Genomic DNA, 3,872 nt, shown 5'->3' with positions numbered 1-3,872 from the left:
GCCGAAGCACTGGCCCGCGAATTGGCCGAGGAACTAGGTGTCGACGTCGCCGTCGGCGAACGCCTGGGCGATGACATCCAGTTGAACGGCACGACGACGCTGCGGGCCTATCGAGTGCGGCTGGTGCGCGGTGAACCCCGTCCGCACGACCACCAGGCGCTGCAATGGGTGACGGCGGCTGAACTTACTGACATCGACTGGGTTCCCGCCGATCGGGCGTGGCTTTCAGCGCTGAGTCGAGCACTTTGAACGCGAGGAGCTCCCGCTCGTAAGCTCGCGGCGCACAGCGTGGTCGTCGACACTGCGCTCAGCGCATCGATTCTGCGGGGAGCGCGCCGACACGCCCGGCGCAAGCACTGAGGATGCAGAGTCGACGCACAGGGATGCGATGGACACTGTGCGACCGCCCGACCGCTCAGTTTCGCGATCAACGGCCCCCGCTGACAGAATCACAGGCGTGGATTTCCGCAACATCGCCATCGTCGCGCATGTCGACCACGGCAAAACGACCCTGGTCGACGCCATGCTGCGGCAATCCGGAGCGCTGCAGGAACGCGGCGGCCTGACCGATCGCGTGATGGACACCGGTGACCTGGAACGGGAAAAAGGCATCACGATCCTGGCCAAGAACACCGCGGTGCACCGGCACAACCCCGACGGCAGCGTGACGGTGATCAACGTCATCGACACCCCCGGGCACGCCGACTTCAGCGGTGAGGTCGAGCGCGGGCTGTCGATGGTCGACGGAGTGTTGCTGCTCGTCGACGCGTCCGAGGGACCGCTACCGCAGACCCGGTTCGTGCTGCGCAAGGCGCTGGCCGCGCACCTGCCGGTGATCCTCGTCGTCAATAAGACCGACCGGCCGGACGCGCGGATCGCCGAGGTGGTCGAAGCCAGCCACGATCTGCTGCTCGACGTCGCCGCCGACCTTGACGACGAAGCGGCCAAGGCGGCCGAGGAAGCGCTCGGGCTGCCGACGCTCTACGCATCCGGACGCGCCGGCGTGGCCAGCACCGTGGCGCCGCCGGATGGCCGAATTCCCGACGGCGACAATCTCGACCCGTTGTTCGACATACTGCTGCAGCACATTCCAGCGCCCGGCGGCAACCGGGACGCGCCGCTGCAGGCGCTGGTAACCAACCTCGACGCGTCGGCGTTCCTGGGCCGGCTCGCACTCATCCGTATCTACAACGGCCGGTTGCGCAAGGGCCAGCAGGTGGCGTGGCTGCGGCAGATCGACGGCGAGCCCGTCGTCGCCACCGTGAAGATCACTGAATTGCTGGCTACCGAGGGTGTTGTGCGCTCACCGACCGACGAGGCCGTCGCGGGTGACATCGTCGCGGTCGCCGGCATCCCGGAGATCATGATCGGTGACACTCTCGCCGATCTGGCGAATCCCGTTGCGCTGCGGCGGATTACCGTCGACGAGCCGGCGATCTCGGTGACCATCGGCACCAACACCTCGCCGTTGGCTGGCAAGGTACCGGGCCACAAGCTGACCGCGCGAATGGTCAAGACGCGCTTGGACGCCGAACTGGTCGGCAACGTCTCGATCCGGGTGCTCGATATCGGCCGCCCCGACGCCTGGGAGGTGCAGGGCCGCGGCGAGCTGGCGCTGGCCGTGCTGGTCGAACAGATGCGCCGAGAGGGATTCGAGCTGACCGTCGGCAAACCGCAGGTCGTCACCAAGACCATCGACGGCCGGCTGCACGAGCCATTCGAGTCGCTGACCATCGACTGCCCGGACGAATACGTTGGAGCCATTACCCAATTGATGGCTGCCCGCAAAGGCCGAATGACGGAGATGGCCAACCACACCACCGGTTGGGTGCGGATGGATTTCGTTGTGCCCAGCCGTGGGCTGATCGGCTGGCGCACCGACTTTCTCACCGAGACCCGCGGCACCGGAATCGGCAACGCCGTGTTCAACGGATATCAACCGTGGGCGGGAGAGATCCGCGCCCGGCACACCGGGTCGTTGGTCTCCGACCGGACGGGCACCATCACGCCGTTCGCGCTGCTCCAGCTGGCCGATCGGGGTCAGTTCTTCGTCGAACCTGGGCAAGACACCTACGAGGGCATGGTCGTCGGCATCAATCCACGCCCGGAAGACCTCGATATCAACGTCACTCGGGAGAAGAAGCTGACCAACATGCGGTCGTCGACTGCCGACGTCATCGAGACGCTGGCCAAACCGATCGAACTCGACCTCGAGCGGGCGATGGAGTTCTGCGCACCCGACGAATGTGTAGAAGTCACACCAGAAGTAATTCGCGTCCGCAAAGTCGAATTGGCCGCCACCGCGCGGGCCCGCAGCCGATCGCGGGCGAAGGCGCGTGGTTAACTGATCACGCTACGGGTGGCCGATACGCTGATGAACGTGCCGAAACGAAGTCGCCGCGCGCGTTTAGCAATCGCCGCGCTGTGTTCGGCACAAGCGTTGGTGGCCGTGGGCTGTACCGTCAGCCCGCCGCCGGCGCCGCAAAGTACCGAAACTTCGCGCGCCACGATACCGCCGCCGCAACAGATCACGCAGGTCATCGTGGGCATCGACTCAATCGGCGCCGGATTCAATCCGCATCTGCTGTCTGACATTTCGGCGGTCAACGCCGCGATCAGCGCACTGGTGCTGCCCAGTGCGTTTCGACCGATTGCTGATCCCAACGAACCGACGGGCTCGCGGTGGGAGATGGACCCGACGTTGCTGATGTCCGCCGACGTGACCAACGACAACCCATTCACGGTGACCTACAAAATACGGCCCGAGGCGCAGTGGACAGACAACGCCCCCATCGCCGCCGACGACTTCTGGTACCTGTGGCGGCAGATGGTCAGTCAACCCGGTGTCGTCGACCCGGCCGGCTACGACCAGATCACCGGCGTGCAGTCGATTGACGGCGGCAAACAGGCGGTAGTCACCTTCGCTCAGCCGTATCCGGGCTGGCGGGAGTTGTTCAGCAACATCTTGCCGGCGCATATCGTCAAGGACGTGCCTGGCGGTTTCCCGGCCGGCCTCCTGCGGGCGCTGCCGGTCACCGGTGGCCAGTTCCGGGTGGAAACCATCGACCCGCAGCGCGACGAGGTCCTGCTGGCCCGCAATGACCGGTACTGGGGCCCGCCCGCCAGACCGGACCTGATTCTGTTTCGCCGGGCCGGGGCGCCGGCCGCGCTGGCGGACTCGATCCGCAACGGCGACACCCAGGTGGCCCAGGTACACGGCGGCTCGGCGGCGTTCGCCCAGTTGTCGGCGATTCCCGACGTGCGGACCGCGCGGATCATGACGCCGCGCGTCATGCAGCTCACGCTGCGCGCTAACGAGGCCAAGCTGTCCGAATCGCAGGTCCGCAAGGCGATCCTGGGGCTTCTCGACGTCGACCTGCTCGCCGCTGTCGGGGCCGGGAGCGACAACACCGTGACGCTGGATCAGGCCCAGATCCGCGCACCTAGTGACCCGGGATACGTGCCGGCCGCGCCGCCGGCGATGAGCAAGGCCGCGGCGCTGGCGTTGTTGCAGGCATCCGGCTACCAGATTGACGAATCCGCCCCGTCAACGGCGCCGGCCCAGGACTCGACGACGGCACCGGTGAACACCGGCCCGCCGGAGACCACCCGCGGCCGGATCGTCAAGGACGGCAAGCAGCTGTCACTGGTGATCGGCGTGGCGGCGAACGACCCGACGTCGGCGGCGGTGGCCAACACAGCCGCCGACCAACTGCGTGACGTCGGGATCGCCGCGACGGTGCTCGCGCTGGATCCGGTCCTGCTGTACCGCGACGCGCTGGTAAACAACCAGGTCGACGCAATCGTGGGCTGGCATCAGGCCGGCGGCAATCTGGCCACGCTGCTGGCTTCGCGCTACGGCTGTCCGGCGC

The 3,872-nt window shown here is 66.8% G+C and carries 3 protein-coding genes; all 3 read left to right on the top strand.

Going from position 1 to position 3,872, the window contains the following annotated elements; genetic code table 11:
• Positions 1–249, top strand: a 249-nt coding sequence (locus WA317_RS11365; RefSeq protein ID WP_425173121.1) for an NUDIX domain-containing protein, incomplete at its 5' end; no start/stop codon positions are given.
• A gap of 208 nt (positions 250–457) precedes the next feature.
• Positions 458–2,344: a translational GTPase TypA gene (gene typA / locus WA317_RS11360; RefSeq protein WP_425173120.1), complete on the top strand. Its 1,887-nt coding sequence runs from the start codon at positions 458–460 to the stop codon at positions 2,342–2,344.
• 30 nt (positions 2,345–2,374) lie between these two features.
• Positions 2,375–3,872, top strand: a 1,498-nt coding sequence (locus WA317_RS11355) for an ABC transporter family substrate-binding protein (protein ID WP_425173122.1), incomplete at its 3' end; no start/stop codon positions are given.

The organism is Mycobacterium sp. (genome assembly GCF_049802695.1).
Classification (GTDB): Bacteria; Actinomycetota; Actinomycetes; order Mycobacteriales; family Mycobacteriaceae; genus Mycobacterium.
Note: the sequence above shows the minus strand (reverse complement) of the source record. Positions and strands in the feature narration are given on the sequence as shown.